This is a genomic window from Candidatus Nanopelagicales bacterium, assembly GCA_041393815.1.
GTDB lineage: Bacteria > Actinomycetota > Actinomycetes > S36-B12 > JAWKJK01 > JAWKJK01.
Map to the genome: position 1 here is coordinate 137,787 of JAWKJK010000006.1, position 20,324 is coordinate 158,110.

General features: G+C 73.9%; 21 protein-coding genes and 1 riboswitch. Of the genes, 12 read left to right on the forward strand and 9 right to left on the reverse strand.

The features are described 5' to 3' along the window. The first annotated feature begins 24 nt into the window (after window positions 1–24). The 3 genes from R2737_15975 to R2737_15985 are packed head-to-tail and all read left to right on the forward strand — an operon-like array spanning window position 25 to window position 4,272. Entirely contained in the window at window positions 25–1,017 is a 993-nt protein-coding gene (locus R2737_15975; protein MEZ5117758.1) for a hypothetical protein, read from the forward strand. After that, window positions 1,010–4,096, forward strand: coding sequence for a peptidase domain-containing ABC transporter (locus R2737_15980; protein MEZ5117759.1), 3,087 nt, complete (start codon window positions 1,010–1,012; stop codon window positions 4,094–4,096). Before R2737_15975 ends, R2737_15980 begins: the two co-directional genes overlap by 8 nt. A gap of 35 nt (window positions 4,097–4,131) precedes the next feature. Beyond that, window positions 4,132–4,272: a hypothetical protein gene (locus tag R2737_15985; GenBank protein MEZ5117760.1), complete on the forward strand. Its 141-nt coding sequence runs from the start codon at window positions 4,132–4,134 to the stop codon at window positions 4,270–4,272. 29 nt (window positions 4,273–4,301) lie between these two features. Here the strand turns inward: R2737_15985 and R2737_15990 are convergent, their stop codons facing one another. Next, on the reverse strand, window positions 4,302–4,427 hold the full coding sequence (locus R2737_15990; protein ID MEZ5117761.1) for a hypothetical protein: 126 nt from the start codon (window positions 4,425–4,427) through the stop codon (window positions 4,302–4,304). Between the two features lie 93 nt (window positions 4,428–4,520). On the opposite strand from R2737_15990, the gene R2737_15995 reads away from it, so the two are divergent. The 3 genes from R2737_15995 (at window position 4,521) to R2737_16005 (ending at window position 7,292) form a co-directional block, all read left to right on the forward strand. Further along, window positions 4,521–5,645, forward strand: a complete 1,125-nt coding sequence (locus R2737_15995) for a YcaO-like family protein (GenBank protein ID MEZ5117762.1) — start codon at window positions 4,521–4,523, stop codon at window positions 5,643–5,645. A gap of 1 nt (window position 5,646) precedes the next feature. After that, window positions 5,647–7,044 (forward strand): TfuA-like protein, encoded by a 1,398-nt coding sequence (locus tag R2737_16000; GenBank protein ID MEZ5117763.1) that lies wholly within the window; start codon window positions 5,647–5,649, stop codon window positions 7,042–7,044. Between the two features lie 113 nt (window positions 7,045–7,157). Beyond that, the gene (locus R2737_16005) at window positions 7,158–7,292 is read left to right on the forward strand and encodes a hypothetical protein (GenBank protein MEZ5117764.1); all 135 of its coding nucleotides are present in this window, start codon (window positions 7,158–7,160) and stop codon (window positions 7,290–7,292) included. On the opposite strand, the gene R2737_16010 is transcribed toward R2737_16005, so the two are convergent. Next, the gene (locus R2737_16010; GenBank protein MEZ5117765.1) at window positions 7,280–7,666 is read right to left on the reverse strand and encodes a cupin domain-containing protein; all 387 of its coding nucleotides are present in this window, start codon (window positions 7,664–7,666) and stop codon (window positions 7,280–7,282) included. The genes R2737_16005 and R2737_16010 overlap by 13 nt on opposite strands. A 160-nt stretch (window positions 7,667–7,826) precedes the next feature. Between R2737_16010 and R2737_16015 the strand changes: the two genes are divergently transcribed. The 3 genes from R2737_16015 (at window position 7,827) to R2737_16025 (ending at window position 11,915) form a co-directional block, all read left to right on the forward strand. Continuing rightward, window positions 7,827–10,070, forward strand: a complete 2,244-nt coding sequence (locus tag R2737_16015; protein ID MEZ5117766.1) for a bifunctional diguanylate cyclase/phosphodiesterase — start codon at window positions 7,827–7,829, stop codon at window positions 10,068–10,070. A gap of 32 nt (window positions 10,071–10,102) precedes the next feature. Continuing rightward, entirely contained in the window at window positions 10,103–10,609 is a 507-nt protein-coding gene (locus R2737_16020) for a hypothetical protein (protein ID MEZ5117767.1), read from the forward strand. A gap of 109 nt (window positions 10,610–10,718) precedes the next feature. Next, the gene (locus R2737_16025) at window positions 10,719–11,915 is read left to right on the forward strand and encodes a cation:proton antiporter (GenBank protein ID MEZ5117768.1); all 1,197 of its coding nucleotides are present in this window, start codon (window positions 10,719–10,721) and stop codon (window positions 11,913–11,915) included. Here R2737_16025 and R2737_16030 read toward each other — a convergent pair. Continuing rightward, window positions 11,887–12,240: a hypothetical protein gene (locus R2737_16030; protein MEZ5117769.1), complete on the reverse strand. Its 354-nt coding sequence runs from the start codon at window positions 12,238–12,240 to the stop codon at window positions 11,887–11,889. The genes R2737_16025 and R2737_16030 overlap by 29 nt on opposite strands. 117 nt (window positions 12,241–12,357) lie before the next feature. Here R2737_16030 and R2737_16035 point away from each other — a divergent pair, with 117 nt between their 5' ends. After that, window positions 12,358–13,473 carry a diguanylate cyclase gene (locus tag R2737_16035; protein ID MEZ5117770.1) on the forward strand — a complete coding sequence of 372 codons (1,116 nt, stop codon included), beginning with the start codon at window positions 12,358–12,360 and terminating at the stop codon, window positions 13,471–13,473. On the opposite strand, the gene lhgO is transcribed toward R2737_16035, so the two are convergent. The 4 genes from lhgO to R2737_16055 form a co-directional block, all read right to left on the reverse strand. Next, complete coding sequence (gene lhgO / locus R2737_16040; GenBank protein ID MEZ5117771.1) at window positions 13,408–14,619, reverse strand: L-2-hydroxyglutarate oxidase; 1,212 nt, start codon at window positions 14,617–14,619, stop codon at window positions 13,408–13,410. The genes R2737_16035 and lhgO overlap by 66 nt on opposite strands. A gap of 455 nt (window positions 14,620–15,074) precedes the next feature. Continuing rightward, complete coding sequence (locus R2737_16045) at window positions 15,075–15,767, reverse strand: ATP-binding cassette domain-containing protein (protein MEZ5117772.1); 693 nt, start codon at window positions 15,765–15,767, stop codon at window positions 15,075–15,077. Then, window positions 15,767–17,458, reverse strand: a complete 1,692-nt coding sequence (locus R2737_16050; protein ID MEZ5117773.1) for an iron ABC transporter permease — start codon at window positions 17,456–17,458, stop codon at window positions 15,767–15,769. The genes R2737_16045 and R2737_16050 overlap by 1 nt, the downstream gene beginning before the upstream one ends. Beyond that, entirely contained in the window at window positions 17,422–18,540 is a 1,119-nt protein-coding gene (locus R2737_16055; GenBank protein ID MEZ5117774.1) for a thiamine ABC transporter substrate-binding protein, read from the reverse strand. The genes R2737_16050 and R2737_16055 overlap by 37 nt, the downstream gene beginning before the upstream one ends. After that, window positions 18,531–18,644, reverse strand: a riboswitch (TPP riboswitch). It overlaps the preceding gene by 10 nt. A gap of 83 nt (window positions 18,645–18,727) precedes the next feature. Between R2737_16055 and R2737_16060 the strand changes: the two genes are divergently transcribed. Further along, complete coding sequence (locus R2737_16060; GenBank protein ID MEZ5117775.1) at window positions 18,728–18,916, forward strand: hypothetical protein; 189 nt, start codon at window positions 18,728–18,730, stop codon at window positions 18,914–18,916. Between the two features lie 38 nt (window positions 18,917–18,954). On the opposite strand, the gene R2737_16065 is transcribed toward R2737_16060, so the two are convergent. Together R2737_16065 and R2737_16070 are read right to left on the reverse strand one after the other, a co-directional pair. Beyond that, on the reverse strand, window positions 18,955–19,281 hold the full coding sequence (locus tag R2737_16065; GenBank protein ID MEZ5117776.1) for a NifB/NifX family molybdenum-iron cluster-binding protein: 327 nt from the start codon (window positions 19,279–19,281) through the stop codon (window positions 18,955–18,957). Beyond that, window positions 19,278–19,862 carry a rhomboid family intramembrane serine protease gene (locus tag R2737_16070; GenBank protein MEZ5117777.1) on the reverse strand — a complete coding sequence of 195 codons (585 nt, stop codon included), beginning with the start codon at window positions 19,860–19,862 and terminating at the stop codon, window positions 19,278–19,280. The genes R2737_16065 and R2737_16070 overlap by 4 nt, the downstream gene beginning before the upstream one ends. Before the next feature lie 109 nt (window positions 19,863–19,971). On the opposite strand from R2737_16070, the gene R2737_16075 reads away from it, so the two are divergent. Continuing rightward, on the forward strand, window positions 19,972–20,322 hold the full coding sequence (locus tag R2737_16075) for a PspC domain-containing protein (protein ID MEZ5117778.1): 351 nt from the start codon (window positions 19,972–19,974) through the stop codon (window positions 20,320–20,322). Window positions 20,323–20,324 lie beyond the last annotated feature (2 nt).

A 20,324-nucleotide genomic window follows, 5' to 3' on the forward strand; every position in this document is an offset into this window, starting at 1 on the left:
GCCCCGGGGTCTACCCTGCGCGCCATGCACGACCCCGGGGGCCTCGCGACCGGCCCGCGCGCGACGCTGTCCGCCGCGGTAGCCGAGCGCGTCGCCTTCGACTTCGACGAGGAGTCGTTCACCTGGGCCGACGTCGCCGAGGCCGCGGCGATCCGCGGCGAGTGGGACCGGCTGGTCGCGCGCGTCCGGGCCGGGCTGGCCGCCGAGGCGGCGGTGCCGCCCGATCGGCAGGACGCCGTACGAGAGGAGGCCCGCGCGGCGGGCATCGCCTTCCGTCAGCAGCGCAACCTGCTCACCGCGGACGGATTCACGGCCTGGCTGGAGCGGTGGGACATCACCGTCGACGGGTGGCGGGCCTACCTGCGCCGCGAGCTCGCACTCGCGGCGGGCACGCCGGACGCGGCGCACGTCGACCAGCCGGGTCCCGCCACCGAGCAGGTCCACGCGGCCGCGGTCCTCTCCGGCCTGCTGGCTGACCAGTCCGCGCTGCTGGCCGAGGACCTAGCGCTGCTCGGCGGCGTCCCGGACGCGGAGGACCGCAGCGCCGCGCTGGCAGCGATCGTCGCGGACGGGACCGCCGCGCGTGCCGCGGCGGTGGATGACCCCGAGGCGCTTGAGGCGATCGTCACCCGTCACCGGATGGACTGGTCCCGCGCCGCGGTCGACCTGGTCACCCTGCCGGACGAGGCCGCCGCGGACGAGGCGGCCCTGTGCGTGCGGCTGGACGGCCAGTCGCTCGCGGACGTGGCCGCGCTGGTCGGCACGCGGGTCGACTCCGTCGACGGGACCCTGTCCGACCTGCCCGAGCCGCTGCGGGGACCGGCGGTGGGCTCGCAGCCCGGCGACCTGCTCGGCCCGGTCGAGGACGACGGGGTCTACCGCCTCGCCGTGGTCGTCTCCCGGGTGGAGCCCGCGGCCGACGACCCGGAGGCGCTGGACCGGGCTCGCTCGCTGCTGCTCGCCCGGGTCGTCGAGGAGCGCACCCGCGGCCGAGTGAGGTGGGGTCGCGATGGCTGACGCGCTCGATCTGGACCCGCTGGCCCGGCAGCCGGCCTTCGCGCTCCTGGACGACGACACCCGTGCGCTGCTGGTGGCCAGCATGGAGCCGGTCGACTTCCGCTTCGGCGAGGTGCTGGTGCGCGAGGGCGACGACCTCGAGTACTTCTACGTCGTCGTCGAGGGGGCTGCGCGTGTCCTCAAGCGCGGCGAGAACGACGACGAGGTCCCGCTGCGCACCCTGCGGCCCGGGGACGCGTTCGGCGAGTCCGACCTGCTGGCCGAGCGGCCGAGCTCGGCGACCCTGCGGGCCAGCGGGCGCGGTCGCGCGATGCGACTGCACCACACCGTGTTCGTCGGGATGCTCGAGAGCCAGCCAGGGGTGCGCGAGTCCTTCGAGGGCATGACCCGGCTGCGCGACCTGTGGGACTTCTTCCGCGTGCACGACGAGTTCGACGCCCTGTCCGACGCGGGGCTGGCCCTGCTCGCCCAGCGACTGGAGCCGGTCGACGTCGCCGACGACGAGGTCGTGGTCCGCCAGGGCGACCCGGTCGGGCCGATGTACGTGGTGCGGGAGGGCAAGCTGCGTGCCAGCGTGGACGGCGTCGGCGACGTGGACTTCCTGCGCAGCGGCGACTTCTTCGGAGAGACCGCCCTGTTCCGCGGCACCCCGCAGCCGGCGACCGTCCAGGCCGTCACCGAGGCAGAGGTGCTGCGGCTGCCCGTCGACGTGTTCCACCAGCTGCTGGAGTCCGAGCCCGGCTTCCGCGAGGCGCTGGCGGAGCGCAGCGAGCAGGCGTCGTACCGCACCCGGGCCCGGGTGCCGCTGGACTTCGCCGACGAGATCCTGCCGGTCGAGGCCCTGGCCACGGCGGCGCGCGTGTCGGCCCCGCCCCCCGTGATGGACGCCGACGTGGAGACCACGCCGCCGGAGAAGCGCGGCCGCCGGCCAGGGCGGCGCTTCCCGTTCGTCTTCCAGGTCGATGCCGCCGACTGCGGGGCCGCCTGCCTGGCGATGGTCTGCCGGTTCTTCGGCCGCAACGTCTCCCTGACGCACATCCGCAACCTGGCCCGGACTGCCACCGACGGGACCACCCTGGCCGGCATCACCCGGGCCGCCGAGGACCTCGGCCTGACCGCCCGCTCCATCCGGGTCTCGGCCAGCCGGCTCGACCAGTTGCCGCTGCCCGCGGTCGTGCACTGGGAGGGCAACCACTGGATCGTGCTCTACCGGGTCGAGCGCACCCACGTCCGTGTCGCCGACCCCGCGAAGGGCCTGCGCCGGCTCCCGCGCGAGGAGTTCCTGTCGAAGTGGTCCGGCTTCGCGTCCACGATCGGCTACGACCCCGCGTTCGAGGATGCGCCGGAGGAGCGGACCAACGCGGCCTGGATGTGGCCGATGGTCCGGCCGCACCGGGTCATGGTGGTCTGGGCGATCGTGCTGGCGTTCGTCGCCGCGGGCCTGGAGCTGCTGCTGCCCCTGCTCACCCAGTACGTCGTGGACAGCCTCGCCGAGTCCACCGAGCTCGACCTACTCCGCACGGTGGTGCCGGCCCTGTTGGTCACGATGCTGGGCATCGTCGCGGCCGGGACCCTCCAGCGGTACCTGCTCGCCAAGGTGGCCGTCCGCTTCGACGTGTCCACGCTGGACTTCCTCACCGGCCGGCTGCTGAACCTGCCGGCCACGTACTTCGCCACCCGCCGCACCGGTGACATCGAGCGACGCCTCGGCGGGGCGCAGCAGGTCCGGCAGTTCTTCGTCGACAGCTCGGTCCAGGTGCTCACCGCGGGCGCGACCCTGGTGGCGGCGGTCGTGCTGATGTTCGTCTACAACGTCCCGCTGGCACTGCTCTTCCTGCTCACGTCCTCGACCTACGTCTGGCTCATGCGGTTCTCCGCCACCCGGCTGCGGCCGATGTACGACAGCCTGGAGGAGTCGTACGGCAAGTACACCTCCGCGCAGATCGACGCGATCCGCGGGATCGAGACCGTCAAGGCGCTCGCGGTGGAGGACCGGCTGCAGCAACTGATGCTGGCGCGCTTCCAGACCCTGTCGGACCGGATCTTCCGCGGCCAGTTCCTCGGGCTGGTGTACGACTCCGGGCTGCAGCTGGTGACCTTCGCGACCTTCGGCGTCTTCCTGGTGGCCGGCTCGTACCAGGTCGTCAACGGCAACCTGACGATCGGCCAGTTCGTGGCGTTCAACTCCCTGATCGCCCTGGCGACCGGTCCGTTGCTGATCGTGCTCGGGCTGTGGGACCGGTTCCAGCTGATGCGGGTCCTGCTGAACCGCCTCGACGACGTGCTGCTGAGCGAGCCTGAGCAGGGCAGCGACCGGACCGGGCTGCGCCAGGTCCCGTCGCTGGAGGGCCACATCCGGGTCAGCGAGGTCGGCTTCCGGCTCGGTGGTCCAGAGGTGCCGCCGATCATCGACGACGTCTCCTTCGTGATCGAGCCGGGGGAGACCGTCGCCGTGGTCGGGCGCAGCGGGTCAGGCAAGACCACGCTGGTGAAGATGCTGGCCGGCCTGCTCGTACCGACGGAGGGGACCGTCGAGTTCGACGGCATCGACCTGACCACGCTGGACTTCCGCTCGCTGCGGCGCCGGATCGGCGTGGTGCTCCAGGAGACGTACCTGTTCGACGACTCCATCGCCGGCAACATCGCCTTCGGCGAGCCGAACCCCGACCCGGAGCGGCTGCGCTGGGCCGCCGGGACCGCCGACGCGCTCGGCTTCATCGAGCGGCTGCCGCTGGGCTTCGACACCCGCATCGGGGAGTCGGGGATCGCGCTGTCCGGCGGGCAGAAGCAGCGGATCTCGATCGCCCGCGCGTTGTACAACCAGCCGCCGGTCCTGCTGTTCGACGAGGCCACCAGCGCCCTGGACTCCGAGTCCGAGCGCGCCGTCACGCAGGGCCTGGACGAGCTGCTGGTGGGCCGTACGTCCGTGGTGATCGCGCACCGGCTCTCGACGATCCGCAACGCGGACCGCATCCTGGTCCTCGAACGTGGCCGCCTCGTCGAGCAGGGAACCCACGCCGAACTGCTCGCCCGGCGCGGCCTGTACTTCCACCTCGCCAGCCAGCAACTCCCCGGCTAGCAGTCCGCGGCCGGGTCGACCACAGGAGGAACCAGATGACCGACGACACGCAGCGCGGCCCCGAGGACGAGATCGAGGACCTCGACGTGCGCGCCGAGGAGGCCGACGCCGTCGCCGGCGGTGCCCGCCTCAACACCGGCGACGAGGACCTGGAGGACCTCGAGGTCCAGCGCTGACGCGGCGGTCCGTCCCCCCGAGACCGGGGCTACATGCCGTCGATCCGGCGCTTGGCCATCCCCCCTCCGCCGGCGATGTCGTCCGCCGAGTCGTCGGGAACCTGGAGGTCGTCGAGCTCCTCGTCGGGGATGGGCTCGTCGTCGGGTCCGTACATGGCTCCCCCTGCGGGAGTGGGTGACGCGCGCCGGCGTCGTGCCGGAGCACCTACTGTCGGTCCTCCGCGCTGGCGGGGCAAGGGGTGACGCCGATGGAACCTGGACGCGAGCGCAAGCGCGTCCTGCGCGGCACCCACCGGACCCGTGCCCCGGAGGACACCTGGGAGCTGGTCCGGCCGCTGCTCCGGGACCTCGGCATCAGCCGGGTCGCCGACGTGACCTGGCTGGACGACCTGGGTATCCCGGTCTTCCAGGCGATCCACCCGCGCGGCCGGTCGTTCGCGGTGTCCCAGGGGAAGGGCCTCACCCGCGACCTGGCGCGCGTGTCCGCCGTCATGGAGGGCATCGAGGGCCTGGCGGCGGAGCGGCCGCCGGTCGCCCTGCGGAGCGCCACCGCCGTCGAGCTCACCCTCGACTACGACGTCGGGAACCTGGCCCTGCCCGGTCATGCCGGGACCGCACGCCGGGCCCGGCTGGACTGGTGCGACGCTCGCGACCTGCTGGGGGGCGGGACCTCGTACGTCCCCGCGCCCGTGGTGTCACTGGACTGGACCGTGCATGCCCGGTGGGCACCGCGGCTGTTCCCCTCCACCAGCGATGGGCTCGCCAGCGGCAACACGTACGCGGAGGCCGCGCTGCACGGACTGCTGGAGCTGGTGGAGCGGCACGCGGTCGCGGTGTCGCCGGGGATCCGGGTCGACATGACGGCGCCCCTCCCCCCGGATGCCGTGGCCCTGGCCCGGCTGGTCGCGGCCGCGGGCGGGGTGGTGGACGTGTGGTTCCATCCCCATCCGTCCCGGCTTCCGGTGTTCTCCGCGTTGCTGCGTGACGATCGGCATCCGGTCCCGTACGGAGGCAGTGGCTGCCACCTCGACCCGCAGGTGGCACTGTGCCGGGCGATCACCGAGGCCGCACAGTCCAGGGCCACCGTGATCGCCGGATCGCGCGACGACCTGGGGCCCGCCGTCTACCGCTGGCGACGGGCGCGTCCCCTCGCCGCCGCACCCGGGACTCCTGATCGCCGAGTCAGCGTGGGGAATGTGCTGACCGCGGCAACCGTCACGGCGTCGGACGACGTCGCCACCGACCTCCACCGGGTCCTCGGCGCGCTCGGCCCGGACCATCCCCACGTGCTGGCGACCGACCTGTCGGTGGCGGACGGCGTGCACGTGGTCAAGGTCGTCGTCCCCACACTCTCCCTTCCGGCGGGGCACTGACGTGCCGGGACGACACACGTACGTCTTCGTCGGTCCCACGCTGCCCGCCGACGAGGTGCGCCGGCTGGTGCCGGGTGCCGCGGTGCTCCCGCCCATCGCAGCCGGGGACCTGTGGTCCGTCCCCGTCCGGGCCGGTGACGTCGTCGTGGTGCTGGACGGGTACTTCCGCGAGCAGCGGGCCGTGCGGCACAAGGAACTGGTCGCCCTCCTCGACGCGGGGGTGACCGTCGTCGGCGCGGCCAGCATGGGCGCGCTGCGCGCCGCCGAGCTCGCCGATGTGGGGATGCGCGGCTCGGGCCAGGTGTTCGCGTGGTACCGGGACGGCGTCATCGAGGGCGATGACGAGGTCGCCGTGGTCCACGGCGACGCGGTGCACGAGTACCCCGTGCACACCCGCGCCCTGGTGGACGTGCGCGCGGGCCTCGACCGCGCCCGCGGCCGGGGCCTGGTCGAGGACACCGTGGCGGCGGCCGTGATCGCAGCGCTGGTCCCGATGCCGTTCGTGGAGCGCGACGACGAGACCCTGCGACGCCGTGTGGCCGCGGGGGTCGGGCCGCCCGGGAAGGCCGCGCTGGACCTGGCCCTCGGCACGTGCTCCGTCGACATCAAGCGGGCCGACGCGGTCGCGCTCCTGCGGGCCGTGGCAGCGGAGGACCTGCCCTCGCCCCCGCCGCCGCACCCGGACCCGTTCGTGCGCGACGCCGATCCGCGCCGGTCCGCCGTGTACCTGTCGTGGCGGACGGCGGAGGCGCCGGCGGCCACCGCCTCCCCGCTGAGTGAGTCGGACGTGCTGGCGTGCGCGCGGATCCTGGCCCGCGACTACCCCGCTTTCCACGAGCGGGTCGCGCTCCGTGCCGCGGCGGCCGATACCCGGGCGCTGGGCCTGCCACCGCCGGCCGGGGCCGGACGTGCCGCGGCTCTGCGGCAGCTGTTGTCGGCGCGCGGCCTGCTGCCGCACCCGGACGCGGACCCGTCGGAGCTGACCGGGGACTGGCTCGGCGAGGTCGAACGCAGCCGGCTCACAGAGGAGGGCGCCCTAGTGGCGTACCTGCGCCGTACCCACACGGCGTCGTGGCAGGCCGGGGACGCGGTCCACGCGCTGCGCCGCGAGGGAGCGTACGACCGGTGGCTGGCTGTCGCGGAGCGCGTGAGCGCGTTCAACGACCGCATTGCCGAGCAGCGGCCGTCGTTCGACCACGACCGGATCCCGGTCGACGCCATGCGGTCCGCCTGCGCGCAGCGGTGGGGCCTGGACGCACCGACGGCGGGTCACGAGTGGCTGCTCGCGCTGGCCGATCGCGGCTACGACGGCGAGGCCCGGTGGTTGCGCGACGCGCGGGTGGTCCATCCGTACCTGGCGCTTCGGGCGTCCCGTCACAGCGACACCGACCGGGTGTGACCGCGTCGACCGAGCGCCATCACGGGTCTTGTCCGCGGCGGTGGCCCGGCGTACCGTCGCGCCACGCCGATCCGCGGGGGACCGGCCGAGCAGCCAGCAGCCGAGGAGTGGTCATGACGGATCCGCAGCGCGAGGACGATGAGGTCGAGGACCTGCCGGTCCCGGCGGACTCGGCGGACGAGGTGGCCGGAGGCGCTCGCCGTACCGGCCCCGGGACGCAGACGGAGGACGAGCTCTACATCGGCTGACCGGCGGGCGAGGCACCTCCCTCACCGCCGGACCGGCGCGCATCCAGCAGGACGAGCAGCAGGCGGGCCGGCTCGGGGGCGACCACCGAGTGCGGGACCCGCGCGGCGAGGTGGATCAGCCCTCCGGGTCGCAGGTGGACGGTGCGCCCGTCCGCGGTGACGTCCAGCGCTCCCGACAGCGCCTGCAGGAGTACGGGCACCGCTGCGGTGTGCTCGCTGAGCTCCTCGCCGGTGTCGAAGGCGAACAGGACGACCTTCGCCCCCGCGCCGCGCAGCACGGTGCGCGAGACGATGCTGCCCTCGGCCACGTCCACCAGTTGCGCCAGGTCGGCCAGGTCGGTCATTCCCGGATCGCGGGTCTCTGACTCGCTCATGCCCCAGTCCTACCGGGTTCGCGCTGCCGGTGGGGGGCGACCGCGCCTCCTCGATCCGCGCGCCACCGGCGGCGCGGCAGGGGTAGCGTCGCTCTCGGGCATCGCGGGCCGGCGGTGCACGCGCCACGCGTGACGACGCCGTCGACCGTCAGGGGGCGACATGACCGGGCCCGGGGCTGCCGCGCCGGTGGCGCGCACCACGCAGCGGGTCGATCCGCGCCTGCGTCGCATCCTCCTGTGGCTGCTCGTCGTCGCGTTCGTCGTCGCCGGGGCCGCCGTGGGCGTCGACCTGCTGCAGCGGCTCGACGTCCTGCCGGGCACGGGGATCGTGCCGCGGATCCTGGCCGCCGGGTCGATGGCCCTCGGGGGCGTGGTGGCGGTCTGGGCCACCCTGGAGCGCCGGACCCGTGCGGTCCCGCGCCGCCGGCTCGCCCTGTTGCTGCTGGCCACCGGGTTGGCCGTGGTCTTCGGTGGTCAGAGCCTGGGCTACGTCGCCACGGCCAGCTGGCCCGGCGCCTTCCCCGTCTGGGTCGAGGCGGCTCCGGTCGCCGTCGGCCTCCCCCTGGTGGCGGCGTCCGTGGTGTGGCTCACCTGGCCGCCGGCCACCACGCGCCGGGACGTCGTGCTCATCGCGGCGGACGGAGCGGTGGCCGCCACCTCGCTGGCCCTGGTGTGGTGGATGCTGATCCTGCCGGCCTGGCAGCCGGGCGACTCCGGTCTGGAGGACGCCTTCGTCGCCATCGATCCGTGGGTCCAGTACGTCGCGGTCCTCGGGGTCATCCTGGCGGCGGCGGCGAGTAGGCGCAGCGGGTCGCTGCCGTTCCGTCAACTGGTCGCGCTGCAGGCCGCCGTCCTGGTCTACGTCACGTCCGACGTCGCCGGCGACGTGATCGCGGAGGCGGACCGCAGGTCCGTGATCACCTGGTCGATCCTGGGCTATCTGGTGGCCGTGGGCCTGCTCGTCTCCTTCACCTTCCGGCGGGCGCTGGAGGCGGACTCCCCGGTCGCGGCCTTCCGTCGCGACCTCTGGTCGCTGGTGGTGCCGTTCATCCCGGTCGTGATCGCCGCCATCGGTGTCGTGGTGCTGCGGGTGCGCGGCCAGTTGATCTCCGTGGTGGCCCTGGGCTGGCTGGTCCTGGCCGTCGTCGTCGCGCTCCTGTCGACGCTGGTGGCCCGCCTGCTCGCGGTGCTGGTGATCGACTTGCGCGGCTTCCGCGGGGTCAACGACGGGCACGGCCACGAGGTCGGTGACGAAGTGCTGCGGCGGGTCGCGGCCGCGCTCGATCGGCTGCCGGACTCCGTCCGCGCGGTCGCCCGTGTCGGCGGGGACGAGTTCGCCGCCGCTGTCGCCGACGAACGCGTCGAGGCCGAGGTCGCCGACATCGAACGCGAGTTGCGGGCCGGGCTCGCCGACCTCCTTCTGCCCGGAGGATCCCGCCTGACGCAGGCGTTCGACCTCGGCTACAGCGTGTACGACCGGCCGGGTATCGGTGCCGCAGAGCTGCTGGAGGATGCCGACCTCGCCCTCGGCGCCGCCGGTCAGGCCGCCGCGGTCGGCACCCTGCGGTACGAGCCGCAGATGCGCTCGACCCTGGTGCGCCGGCTGCGCGCGGAGGCGGACCTGCGCGAGGCCCTCGACGAGGGGCGCCTGGCCGTGCACTACCAGCCGATCGTGGCGTTGTCCTCCGGCCGGACGGTGGGCCTCGAGGCGCTGGTCCGGCTGCGCAACTCCGCCGGCGGGCTGGTGCCGCCGGCGGACTTCCTCCCCTCCGCCGAGGACCTGGGGCTGATGCCGCGGATCGGTCGAGAGGTGCTGCGAACGGCCCTGAGCGATCTGAAGGCGGTCCGCGCCGCAACCAGGCGTCCCCTGTCGGTGTCGGTCAACGTCAGTGCGCGCGAGCTGGACGAGACGTTCGTCGCCGGCATCGCCGACGCGCTGGCCGCCGCCGAGGTGGAGCCGCAGTCCCTGGTGCTGGAGCTGACCGAGACCTCCGTGGTCGAGAACCGGGACCTCGCGACCGTGCTGCTCGCGGAGCTGCGCGAGCTCGGCTGCCGGGTGGCGCTGGACGACTTCGGCACCGGCTACTCGTCGCTGTCGTACGTGGCCACGCTGCCGCTGGACTTCCTCAAGATCGACGCGTCCTTCATCCGCGACCTCGGGACGTCGCGCACGTCCCAGGCGCTGGTGCGCACCGTGGTCCAGCTCGGGCTCAACCTGGGGCTGCACACCGTGGCCGAGGGCCTGGAGACGATGGAGCAGGTCGACCTGGTCCGTGGCATGGGTTGCGACCGGGGCCAGGGCTTCGTGTTCGCCCGCCCCGTGCCGCTCGACGCCCTCGTGGAGTTCCTCCAGGGGATGCCCGGGGTGGTGTCGGTCGACCCGGTCAGGCCCCCGATCGGCTGATTCGTCCCCCGACACGGGGCGAGGTGCCTACCGTGGCACTCGTCGCGGCGCTGCGCCGCGTACCGCGAGGAGGGGTGCACATGCGCAAGGTGACGGCGGGGGTGGCGGCGACGATCCTGGCCGCGGCGGTCCTGGCCCCGGTGCCAGCGATCGCCGGGGACAACTCGACCACCTGGGAGCCGCTGGCGGGTGAGTGGCAGTCGCAGTCGCTGAAGCTGGACGGGGTGGGTTACAGCCTCGGCCTCGCCGCGACGTCGGGGCAGCCCTTCGCCAACTACGTCAAGTACGGCGGCTTCTTCCAGTTCCAGTTCCAGGACGGCAGGCGCGGCCGCGAGATCCCGGTGTGGATGTTCCAGGCCCGCGACAACACGCTGTACGTGGTGTTCTCCGGAGGGTCCTTCTCGTCGGGCCGGAAGGTCATCAAGGGCTCGGTCGAGCAGGACGGGTCCATCTGGCTGCCGACCTGCTACAACCGCCTCTTCTGGGCGCAGAAGTCGACCGCCGACATGGACTGCTCGTTCGCGGAGGAGCCGCTGTAGGAAGGCGGGCACGCGTGCGGCCGGTGCCGGGACCGATGTCCCGGCACCGGCCTGCGCGCCGCGACCTTCGCCCGCGCGGGGTGGGCCCGCGCCCGTACAGTCGCCACCCGTGACGCTCCTGCTGACGTTCAGCATCCTGCTGCTGGTCGGCGTCCTGCTGTCCGGACTGGCGCATCGCACGATCCTGTCGACGGCGGTCCTCTTCCTCGCTGCCGGCTTCCTGCTCGGCGACGGGATGGCCGGGGTCCTGTCCTTCGAGCCGGGGGACCCGCTGGTGTCCGGGCTGGCGTCGCTGGCGCTGTTCGCGGTGCTGTTCACCGACGGCCAGAAGGTCGGCTGGGTGGACCTGCGCCGGGCCTGGCGACTGCCCGGTCGCGCGCTGCTGCTCGGGATGCCGCTGACGATGGTGGTCACCGCGGTGCTCGCCTGGTGGCTCGTCGGGCTGTCCTGGCCCGAGGCCTTCCTCATCGGAGCGATCCTCGCCCCGACCGACCCGGTGTTCGCCGCCGCGCTGGTGGGCAACGACAAGGTCCCGTACCGGCTGCGGCACCTGCTCAACGTGGAGTCGGGTCTCAACGACGGGCTGGCCCTGCCGTTCGTCATCGTCTTCCTGGCGCTGTCATCGTCCGAGCAGGTCGAGGTCGTCCCCCTCGTCACCGAGCTGCTGTTCGGCGTCGCGCTCGGCATCGCGATCCCGTGGGCCGCGATCAGGCTGGAGCAGACCCGGTACTTCGACGCGGTGCACGTGTACGCCCCGCTCAACGGCGTCGCGATCGGGCTGCTGGTCTTCTCGGTCGCGTCGGTGACGCACGCCAACCTGTACCTCGCCGCGTTCGCCGCGGGCATCACGATCGCGACCATCGGACCCAAGCAGCGCCGCGCCTTCGAGCCGATCGGCGAGCTCGTCGCCGAGCTGCTCAAGCTGGCCGCGCTGCTGGTCTTCGGCGCGCTGATGTCCCCGCAGTTCCTCGGCGAGATCCCGTTCAGCGGCTGGGTCTTCGTGGTGCTGGCGCTGGTCCTGGCCAGACCGGTGGCCCTGGCGCTGTCGCTGTGGGGCTCGGACCTGTCCCGCCGGGAGTGGGCGGCGGCGGCGTGGTTCGGGCCGAAGGGCTTCGCGTCGGTCGTCTACGCGCTGCTGGTGCTCGAGGCCGCGATCCCGACCAGCGACCTGATCTTCCACCTGGTCGCCGCCACCATCGGGCTCAGCATCGTGCTGCACGCCTCCAGCGACGTCCTGGTGGCCAACGCCTTCCAGCGCGCCGCCGAGCGCTCCGGGCCTACGCCGGCGGCGACGACCACGGGCTGAGCCGGTCGCCCGCGGCCAGGTCGTCGGCCGTGATGCGCACGGTCGGCGACTGCGGCAGCGAGTAGTACCCGACCGCCGCCGTGACCCGACCCGGGACGGCCTCCTGCAGGACGACGACCTCCCACCGGCCGGTGCGGCGGGAGTACCAGTGCCACCGCTCGGCCAGGCTGGCCAGTCCCCGCGCGCGGACGACGTCGTACGCCTCCTCGCGCGACGCGCCCCGGGCCAGCTCACCGTGGAACACGGTGCGTGCGGACCACCCCTCCGCGTCCCGGGCCACGAAGCCCAGCAGCTCCCCGTCGTCGGGCCGTCGCACCTGCTCCATGCGCCCAGCCTGACGCGGACCGGGGGCCGTGGTCACCCCGGTTTCCCGGCGAGGATCACACCCCGGTCGGGACCTTCGCATGGGGCGGGCCCGCAAACCCGGTGCGACACTGCGGTCGTGGGCCCCGGGCCACGCACCTCCTCGTGGCGCCCGGCCGACGCGGTCGTCGGGGGGAGCGCCCGATCGGCTGCGACGCCGTACTGGACCCTGGCCGCGTTCCTGCTCTTCGGGGGCCTGGTCGGGATCTCCCAGCTGTGGGTGTTCGAGGACCTGAACCCGGACCGGGTGCAGGCCCCGTTCGTCGGCGTCGTGGCGGTCCTCCTCGCCGTCCTGACCGTCGCCGTGCTCCCCCGGCTGCCGGGGTGGTGGCTCACCATCGTGGTCGGCGTGCTCGAGTTGCTGCTGTGCCACCTCGCGGCCACGTCCACCGATCCGGAGATCCTGCAGGTCGTCCCGATCCTGATCGCCTGGGTGATGGTCTGGAACGGGTACTTCCTCTCGCGCCAGGCCCTGCTGGTCCACCTCGTGCTGGTCTCGGCCGTCTACCTGGTGGCGATCCAGGTGAACCCGCAGTGGATCGGGTGGTTCGGCTATGCGGTGACAGTCGTCAGCTTCACCGCGCTCGCGTTGCTCATCCACCACCTGGCCGCCACCCTGCGGGACAACGCGACCCACGACCCGCTGACCGGGTGCCTCAACCGCGCCGGGCTCGGGGTGGCGGCCGACCGCGCCCGGGCGTCCGCCGCCCGGGAGGGTCAGGACATCCACGTCGCCGTCCTCGACATCGACGCGTTCAAGGAGTTCAACGATCGGCACGGCCACGTGGCCGGGGACCGGCTGCTGCGGCACGCGGCGACCCAGTGGCGGGCGGAGCTGCGGCCGCAGGACCTGTTGGCCCGGGTGGGCGGCGACGAGTTCGTGGTCGTACTGCCCGGCGCCACCCGGACCGGCGTCGACGCCGTCCGGACCCGCCTGCACGCCAGCCGCGACCTGCGCTGGTCCTGGGGGGCCGTGCGCTGGCGGCCGGACGAGAGCCTCCAGGCGGCCCTGGACCGGGCCGACCGGGAGATGTACGCGATGAAGCGGCGGCGGGCGGTGGCACCGATGCATCCCCTGGCCGACGTCCCGTGCTCGGGGTGGCTGCCGGGGTCGCGATCGTCCCGTTCCTCAGGAGGCGAGTACGACGGAGGCGACGTGCTCGCCGACGGCGAGGGCGCTGGTCCATCCGGGTGAGACCGCGTTGAGCACGTGGGTGGACCGGTCGTCGCCCCGCACCACGAAGTCCATCTCCAGCCGGCCGGACTCCCGGTGCAGCAGCTGGGCGCGCACGCCGGGGCGGCCGCGGACCCGGAAGGCGCGCTCCGGCAGGTCGTCCACGAGCGCGCAGGCGCGGTGCACCAGCCAGCGGCGGGAGTACTTCGGCACCTCGCTGCGCAGGAGTGCGGGCACGTCATGGTGGGGGCTTCGCAGGAAGCGCGGCAGCGCCCGCGCGATCTCGCCGCTCTCGTGCCGGGCCAGCCCGGGGACGCGGCCGTAGTCCTCGCGACGCAGCGCCGGGATCGCGGTCGGGCCGACCTTGACCCGGCCGTCGACGGTCACCGTCAGGTGGACGCCCAGGAACGGGTTGCGCGGGTCCGGCACCGGGTAGACGTGCCGGGTGAGCCAGCCGGGCGGCAGGTCCGCGTACCAGTACAGGCCCTTGAACGGCAGCATCACGTAGTCGTCGCACTGGCCGAACCAGCTCGCCAACCGGTCGGCGTACAGCCCGGCGGTGTTCACGACGTGACCGGCGGCGATGGTGCCGGTCGTGGTCCGGACCAGCCCCGGTGCGGCGCCGACGACCGCCACGCCGAGGCGTACGTCCCCGCCGCGCGCGCGGACCCGTGCCGCCAGGGCCTCCACCACGGCGGCGGGATCCGCGACCGAGGTCGTGGGGGACCAGATCGCCGCCCGGTGAGTGACGGCGCGGGGCTCCAGCTCGCGCAGCCCCTGCTCGTCCACCCGCTCCAGCGGGACCCCGTTGGCCTCGCCGCGGCGGAGCAGCTGCGCCAGTGCGGGCAGCTCGTCCTCGCTGCGTGCCACGACGACCTTGCCGCAGCGGCGGACCGCGACCCCCGCCTCCTCGCAGAAGGCGTGCAGCAGGACGTTGCCGCGCCGGGTGAGCCGGGCCTTGAGGCTGTCCGGGGAGTAGTAGAAGCCGGCGTGCAGCACGCCGCTGTTGCGGCCGGAGGCGTGCGCGGCCAGCCGCGGCTCCTTCTCGAGCACCCGTACGGTGAGGTCGGGGTCGCGGGCCAGCAGCGCGTCGGCGACCGCCAGGCCGACGATGCCGCCGCCGACCACGACCACGTCGCCGGACCCGCTCGCGCTCCTCGGGCTCACCGCGGACCACCTCCGCCCTCCGCGCCATCCCACCACGCGCCGTCTCTCGGCCGCGCGCCGTCTTTCGGCCGCGCGCCGTCTGGGGCCGCCCGCTCTCCCACGAGTGCTGCCCCGTGGGGGTTGCGGGACCGTCCCGAAACCCCCACGCGCGAGCACTCGACGGGGTTGGGGGGTGAGGAATGCAGGGGCGGGCGCGGGTGTTTAATATCGACAGACATCTATGTATGTGGAGGCGAGCGAGATGCTGCACACCCCGGACGCGCTGAGCAGGTCCCTACTCACCCTGCGGGTCGAGGACCTGCGCGACGCGGCCACCTGCTGCCGCACCTGCTGCTGAGGCACCGAGCGCGCACCCCCGCGGAACCGCCCGCCCCATCGTCGAGTGCTCGCGCGTGGGGGTTCCAGGCCCGTCCCGAAACCCCCACGGGCGAGCACTCGACGGAGGGGCGGCGGGGCTAGCTGGCAGGGGTGGGGCCGTTGGCCACCCGGGAGCCGTCGGGACCCGGGACCAGCCGGACGACCCGATCGGCGACCAGCGCCGCCTCGTGCGGGTCGTGCGTGACGTGCACCGCCGGGATGCCGAGCGCGCGCAGCAGGTCCCGGACCTCCTGCCCGAGCCGGTCCCGCAGGTCCCGGTCGAGCGCGCCGAACGGCTCGTCCAGCAGCAGCAGGCGGGGTCGGGGGGCCAGCGCGCGCGCGAGCGCCACCCGCTGGGCCTGGCCTCCCGACAGCGTGTCGACGTGCCGGCGTCCGTACCCGTCGAGGTCGACCAGGCTCAGCAGTTCGGCCACCCGCGTCCGCCGCTGCTCGGCGGGCAGGCCGAGGGACTCCAGGCCGTAGCCGACGTTGCCGGCCACGTCCCGGTGCGGGAACAGCACCGCGTCCTGGAACACCAACCCGATCCGTCGCAGGTGCGCGGGGATGGGGCCGAGATCCGTTCCGTCCCAGCGCACTTCGCCCGCATCGGGCTCGAGCAGTCCGGCCACGACCCGCAGCAGCGTCGACTTCCCCGAGCCGCTGGGGCCGAGCAGCGCCACCGACTCCTCCGGCCGGACCCGCAGGTCCACCCCGTCGAGCACCGGCTCGCCGTCCAGCACCACCCGCAGCCCCGAGACGGCGAGGCCGGCGTCCGGGCCGAACGCAGTCATCACAGCCCGCCGCTGGGCCGGCCGCGCAGCCGCTCGGTGGCCAGCACCAGCGCCGCTGTGACGAGCACCAGGACCACCGCCAGCGCGGCAGCCTGGCCGGCGTTGGCCTCGCCGGGCCGCGACAGCAGCGCCCCGATCTGGACCGGCAGGGTCGGGGTGTCCGACCGCGCCAGGAAGGAGGTCGCCCCGAACTCCCCGAGGGACACCGCGGTGGCGAACCCGGCGCCGATGCCGAGCGCGCGCGCCAGCGCGGGCAGGTCGACCGTGCGCCAGGTCCGTCCGGGCGGGGCGCCCAGTGTGGCCGCGACCTCCCGCAGCCGCGGGTCCACCGAGCGCAGTACCGGCAGCACCGTGGCGACCACCAGGGGGACCGCGATCAGCGCATGACCGATCGGGACGATCAGCGCCGACCCGCGCAGGTCGACGGGGGCGCGCGAGAACGTGATCAGCAGCCCGAAGCCGAGCGTGACCGCGCTGGTCCCCAGCGGCAGAAGCACCGCGGAGCCCAGGGCGTCGCTCCCCCTCCGGGCGTACGCGATCGCGCTGGCCGCCGCGCCCCCGATGACGACCGCCAGCACGACCGTCACCAGGGCATACGTCAGCGAGACGCGCGCGGAGTCCCAGGCCGCCACGTCCCGCGTGGTGGGCCCGGCGGTCGTCAGCGCGGCCCACCAGTCCAGACCCCAGCCGTCGCCGACCCGCAGCGACCGCACGGCCAGCGCGACCATCGGCGCGACCACGTACGCCGCCTCGAGCAGCACCAGCAGCACCAGCAGCCGGTCGCCCCACGTCCGTGGCCGGTGCAGGACCGCGTCCGCGCGGGCCCAGCGCTGCCGCACGGACAGCCGGCGCTGCAGGACCGCGGCGACGACCAGCACGAGGCCGACCGCGAGCACCTGCAGCAGGCACAGCGCGGCGGCTCCGGGCAGGTCGAACAGCTGCACGGTGCGCCGGTAGATCTCCACCTCCAGCGTCGCCGTGGTGGGACCGCCGAGGGTGAGCACCACCCCGAACGAGGTGAACGTGAAGAGGAACACCAGCGCGGCGGACGCGAGCACCGCCGGTCGCAGCAGCGGCCAGGTCACGGTGCGGAACACCCGCACCGGTCCCGCCCCGAGGGTCCGCGCGGCCTCCTCCTGCCGCGGGTCCAGGTGCGCCCACAGCCCGCCGACCACCCGGATCACGACGGCGAGGTTGAAGAACACGTGGGCGGCCAGGATGGCGGCCAGCGTCCCGGTCCAGCCGGACGGGAGCAGGGCCCGGAACGCCGCGCCGACGACGATGGTCGGCAGCACGAACGGCACGGTCATCAACGCCAGCAGCCCGCGGCGCCCCGGGATGCGCATGCGGTGCAGCACGTACGCCGCCGGGATCCCCAGGAGCAGCGTGAGAGCGGTGCTCAGCACCGCCTGGACCGCCGTGAAGCCGGCGACCCGCCAGGTCTGCGCCGACGTGAGGACGTCCAGCGCGGACGGGTCGACGCTGCGCGCCAGGACGGTCACCAGCGGCCAGGCGAAGAACACCCCCAGGAACGCCAGCGGAAGCAGCCCGAACCACAGTGCCCGCGGCGGTGTGACCCGGCGGCGGTCATGCGGCCGCGCACCGCGGACGGGTGGCGCGGCGGTCGCGGTCGGGGGCAGCCCCGCGGTCGTGGTCAGCGCAGCACCACCTGGGTCCAGGCGTCGACCCATGCGGTGCGGCCGGCGTCGACCTGCGCGGGGTCCAGCGTCAGCGGGTCCGCGGGGACCGCGGCGAAGTCGGTGAACACCTGCGGCAGTGGCGTCCCGCTGACGGCCGGGAAGACGAACATGGACAGCGGCACGTCGGCCTGGACCGCCGGCGACAGCAGCCAGTCGACGACCAGCCGGGCCGCCTCGGGCTGCTCGGTGCCCGCGAGCACCCCGGCGTACTCGATCTGCCGGTAGCAGCCGTCGGTCAGCACCGACGTCGAGGGCTTCGTCGGCTTGGGGTCGGCGGCGTACACGATCTCCGCCGGCGGGCTGGACGCGTACGACACCACCAGCGGCCGGGTCCCGTCGCCACCACCCGCGGTGAACTCGCCCTGGTAGGCCTCGGTCCAGCCGTTCGCCACCGTCACGCCGTTGTCGCGCAACCGGGCCCAGTAGTCCTCGAACCCGTCCTCGCCGTACCGCGCGACCGTGGCGAGCAGGAACGCCAGGCCCGGCGAGGACGTGGCCGGATTCTCCACGACCAGCAGGTCCCGATAGCGCGGGTCGGCGAGGTCCTCCAGCGTGGCCGGTGGCGCCAGGTCGGCGTCGGCGAACCAGGCGTCGTCGATGTTGACGCAGACGTCGCCGTAGTCGACGGGGGTGACGACGCCGGCGCCGGAGTCCACCAGATCCGCGGGCACGCCGGCCGCGGCGGGAGACACGTACGCGTCGAACACGCCCGCGTCGACCGCGCGCGACAGCAGGGTGTTGTCGACCCCGAACAGCACGTCGCCCTCGGGGTTGCCGGCCGTGAGGGCGGCCTTGTTGACCAGCTCACCCGCGTCGCCGGCCTGCGCGATCCGCAGGGTCACGCCGGTGCTGCGCTCCAGCTCGTCCAGCAGGTCCGTCGAGAGGGCGAACGAGTCGTGGGTGAGCAGCGTGACCGTCGTCGGGGCGACCGAGGTGACCGGAGTGGCGCTGGTATCCGCGGCTGCCGTCGCGCCGCCGGAGTCCGACGACGTCGGGCCCGCGCCGGCCGAGCAGGCGGCGAGGGCGACGCTCACGGTCGCCGCGGCCACCAGGTGGGAGAAGGGGATTCGCACGGGGTCCGTCCCTCCGCTGGCATTACCCAGTTCAGGTTCGAGGGTCGGTGGCGGGCGGCCACCCTCTCAGCCCGGCGATCCCCCGAGCTCCCCTGGTGTGCAGTTGTGCGCACCAGGCTACCCCGTTCTGGTTCATTGCCTCGATGTCGCTGCTGGCCGGCTTCGTGTGCGCCTACCCGATGAACTGGTGGCTGGTGTCTCACGGCATGAAGCACGGGATGATCACCGTGCTGGCGAAGGAGCGCGAGCCGGGTCGGCCGAGCACTCCGGCGGGGAGCAGCCCTCCCCGGGGCAGAAGGCCGCGATGGCCGCGCTGTCCGTGGTGATCCTGGCCGCGGCGCTCGTGGTCGTGCAGGTGTCCGCACCCGCGATGTGACGGCTGGGTCGATGTGACGGCGGGGTCGACGAGCGGGCTCAGCCGGCGGCGGAGAGCACCGCGGTGCGCGCGTCCCCGCTGGCGTCGAGGACGACCCGCAGCCCCATGCTGTCGAGCATCCGGGCCATCCCGGCGCCGAACCGCTGCGCCACCACCGTGTCGACGTCGTGGTCCTTGAGGAACCGCACGACGCGGGCGTGGTGGGCCCCCTCCGTCCCCTCGTCGTGCAGGACGTCCCAGCCGACGTCGACCCGCTCGTAGTCGGTCACCGCACCGTCGGCCACGGTGACCAGGGCCACGGTGGCGGCGCGGCCGAGCCCCGGCTCCACGGTGTCCTCGGGCGTGACCGGGACGAGCGCAATCATGACGGAACCTCCTTGCGGGAGTAGAAGAACGCCGCGACGACGCCACCCAGGGCGCCGCCGAGGTGGCCGAGCCAGGAGACGCCCGCGGGCACCATGAACGGCACGGCGCCGAGCAGCAGACCCCCGTACATCAGCAGCACGCCCACGGCGACGAGGACGTCGAGCCAGTGCCGGGTCAGCGCCCCCGCGGTGATCAGGTACGTCAGCAGGCCGAAGACCAGCCCGCTGGCGCCGATCGTGACGGTGCCGCTCGACCCGAACAGCCAGACGACGGACCCGCCCACGAGCACGATCGTGACGACGACGGACCAGAAGCGGCTCGCCGCCCGCCAGGACACGATGATCCCCAGGACCAGCAGCGGGATCGTGTTGGCCAGCAGGTGGCCGAACCCGTTGTGCAGGAACGGCGACAGCGGGATCCCGACGAGACCGCCGAGGGTTCGGCTGCGGATCCCCCAGCTGTCGGCATCGACCGGCAGCAGCCAGTCCAGCGCCTCGGCGACCCACATGGCGGCTACCAGCACGACGACGGGGAGCACGACGCTGCGCCGCCCCTCGCGCGTCGCGACCTCGGATCCCATGCCCGCCAGTATCGCCCGCGCGCCTCAGGGACCGCCTCAGGGTCGGGTCAGGGACGGTCCGGGGTGGATCCCCGATGTGCTGGCGCCCGCCGGTGACGACGCTGGAGCCATGACGAACTCCCCCTATGACACGTACGCATCCCAGGGCCCCGCCGCGCCGTTGGCCGGCCCCTACCGCCCGCTGCGCCGTTCCTCGACCGACCGGGTCCTCGGCGGCGTCTGCGGCGGGCTGGCGGAGTACCTGCGGGTCGACCCCGTCGTGGTCCGCATCCTGGCCGTGGTGCTCGCCGTGTTCGGCGGCAGCGGCGTCCTGCTCTACCTGGTCGGCTGGCTGGTCATCCCCGAGCAGGGGCACCAGCAGTCGGTGGCCGAGCGGGTCCTCCGCCCGCAGCCCCCCGCCGCCGGGTACCCGCAGCCCCCTGCCGCCGGGTATGGGCAGGAGCCACCCCAGCAGGCATGATG